2 protein-coding genes are annotated in these 2,715 nt (G+C 43.0%); both read right to left on the bottom strand.

The window, feature by feature from the left end; translation table 11 throughout:
* Positions 1–26: 26 nt before the first annotated feature.
* Positions 27–377, bottom strand: a complete 351-nt coding sequence (locus ASV53_RS23520) for a DUF3316 domain-containing protein (protein WP_094958930.1) — start codon at positions 375–377, stop codon at positions 27–29.
* Between the two features lie 260 nt (positions 378–637).
* Complete coding sequence (locus tag ASV53_RS23515; RefSeq protein ID WP_094958929.1) at positions 638–2,584, bottom strand: RecQ family ATP-dependent DNA helicase; 1,947 nt, start codon at positions 2,582–2,584, stop codon at positions 638–640.
* Positions 2,585–2,715: the final 131 nt, after the last annotated feature.

Below are 2,715 nucleotides of genomic sequence, written 5' to 3'. Positions count from 1 at the left end.
AAGTAAAATAATATTAAATGTAATGTCTAGCGATTATTGGCTTCTCGAATGTCATAGCTGTAACCAAGGTTGACGATAGCGCGGTATTTGACATCCCCTTGAGCGGTTGAAAATTCATCAACTTCAATCTGCGAATCATCAATTTGGATTGAATTTGTTTTAAGACCGTATTCGTAAATGCCCAGTGTGCGTTTGAGCTTTTTCGGTGATGATTGCTCTATGTTTGACGCGAATTGTCTACCCAGCTTATATGCGCCTTCCCGTGAATCGCTGACTCCTGCGGTAAGGTTAATATTCTCTTGTTTAGAATCCCACGAAAATGCGAAAGCGCTGCTGCTAATCAATAACGCTGTGAGTGCTACCAGTAACTTTTTCATGTTCAATCCTCTCTTAATGCTGCTGTTGTTAAGCACATAATGAAGCAGGTGCAAAAATTGAAGTCGGTTATTAAATCAGACCAGTAGCAGAGCTATAACTTTCACCAGAGACGGTAAAAAAGGCAATTTCAGTAAAGAAGCGAAAGGGGATGAGCGAAGTACTCGTAAAACAAAACGTTAAGGCTGTGATGATGTGGTTGGTGGAAAGCTCGCTAATAGCCGCGTAGATAGAGGCTACCAGCGAGATGCTTTTCTAGTTTCTAGTTTCTAGTTTCTAGCTTGGCGAAGATATGGATATTGTCCAGAATATGCTGGAAAGGATACTGCTCAAGTTTGGCAAAGCCACTCATTTGGCGTGCTTTAACCTTAGTATTTAATGGCGTTGTCATGCCAATTAAAAAACGAGCAATTGCATGTGGTGACGGTGTTGTTTGAGTTTGCTTAACAACCGCTTCAATAAAAGGATCACACCATGCTTTTAGCGTATTTTCTGAGGGTAACTCAGCGTCCAAGCTCTGACTTGGTAGTGTCGCAATACTGTTGCGACAGACTGAGCAATGGCCACATTGCTGCGGGGCATTCTCATCCGCAAAATATTGGGCTAAGCGGTGGCTTAGACACTCACTGGACTCAAAGAAAGCCAGCATATTGTTAAGCCGCTCAATCTCGTTGGTTTCTTTTTGGGTAAATACACCGTGCAATTTCAGCGCGAGCTCTTCAGTGTCAAAGTGCAGGTTATTAACACTATAAACATCGGTCATTTGCTTGCTTTCTAAGGTGATCCAGCCTTTTTCATTAAAGTAATCTATCGCTGAAACAACGCGTTTTCTGTCTGTGCTGTAGCCTTGCCAAAGGGCATCAAAATCAATGCTGTGCCAAGTGCGAGCTTTGGGTGAGCATGCAAAAATTGCACGGACAAAGTTTTGTCGTTCTCCGGAAAATTGCGACACAATCCAGTCAACAGATTGAATGGTTTTGAACTTATAGTCAGCGAAATAAGTGTATTTAGCCTCGATTACACCTTCCATTTCGAGATAGACCAGCAGTGTTTTTAGCGGCAGGGCGCGAATGTTGGTTTCACGAGACAGTTGGGTCATCATGATTTCCCATTGACCTGTTTGCTGCTTAATGTCACTTAATACTGCTTGAATGCTGGTTAAGTCTGGCGTGTCACCATAAACGAAGTTTTCCAGTACATTCACCCCGTTTCGATTCGCTAAAACCGTACAGTGAGACAGCATATTATCTCGTCCAGCGCGGCCGATTTCTTGGCTATAATTTTCAATTGATTTAGGTAAATCAAAGTGAATAACATGACGAATATCTGACTTATCGATACCCATACCAAAAGCAATGGTGGCGACAATACATTGAATCTCTCCAGCCATAAAACGCTGTTGTATCGCTTGGCGTTTATCACTTTCTAACCCTGCGTGGTAAGCCGTTGCTGGTACACCGTGGTAGCTTAGGTACTGCGCTACTTCTTCGGCAGTATGCTGCAAAGTAACATACACAATACTCGACTCTTGTTGGGCGCTAGCAAGGATTTCGTGTAGCGTGTTGCGCTTTTCTTCTTCATCGACAGCTTTAATACTGAGGTCGAGATTGTGGCGATAAAACCCAGTAATAACGGTGCATTCCTCACTGATAGCAAACTTGCTTTGCATATCAGCAATAACCGCAGGTGTCGCTGTTGCTGTGAGCAGTAATACTTGTGGAATATTAAGCGCTTGTCGGTATTCCGGTAGTTTGAGGTAATCAGGGCGGAAGTTATGCCCCCATTCAGAAATACAGTGTGCTTCATCAACAACGAGCATAGAGATCGGGACTTGTTGGATGAACTGACGGAAGCGTTCATTCTTCAAACGCTCGACAGAAATCATCAAGACTTTCATTTCACCTTGACGTACGGCCTGCATGACCTGTTGTGTCTCTTCCCATGTTTGGCTGGAGTCGATAGAGGCCGCCGCAATGCCTTTGTCATGTAAAAAGGCCAGTTGGTCTCGCATTAATGCTAATAAAGGGGAGATAACTAAGGTTAAATGGGGTAAATGCAAGGCTGGTAATTGGTAGCACAATGATTTCCCTGAGCCGGTCGGGAAAATAGCGGCAGCTGACTGGCCTGAAAGGACATGATTAACGACAGTTTCTTGTCCGCCTCGAAGGCTTTCAAAGCCAAAAATGTTCTGGAGAGTTTGCTGATACATGACATGACCTCTAACTAGTTAGCCGCAGTGTACGAAAGATAAGGTTATCTTTCCATCATCAGCTTAATTTATGAATAAGGTTGATTTATCTAATGTGATTATTTTTACAAACACAATTACCTCCTATAATA

Source organism: Photobacterium sanguinicancri (genome assembly GCF_002265265.1).
Lineage (GTDB): Bacteria > Pseudomonadota > Gammaproteobacteria > Enterobacterales > Vibrionaceae > Photobacterium > Photobacterium sanguinicancri.
Note: the sequence above shows the minus strand (reverse complement) of the source record. Positions and strands in the feature narration are given on the sequence as shown.

What these genes read in the sequence shown, in the direction of transcription:
- ASV53_RS23520 (WP_094958930.1), bottom strand. Translation starts at nt 377, where the DNA reads ATGAAAAAGTTACTGGTAGCACTCACAGCGTTATTGATTAGCAGCAGC.
- ASV53_RS23515 (WP_094958929.1), bottom strand. Translation starts at nt 2,584, where the DNA reads ATGTATCAGCAAACTCTCCAGAACATTTTTGGCTTTGAAAGCCTTCGA.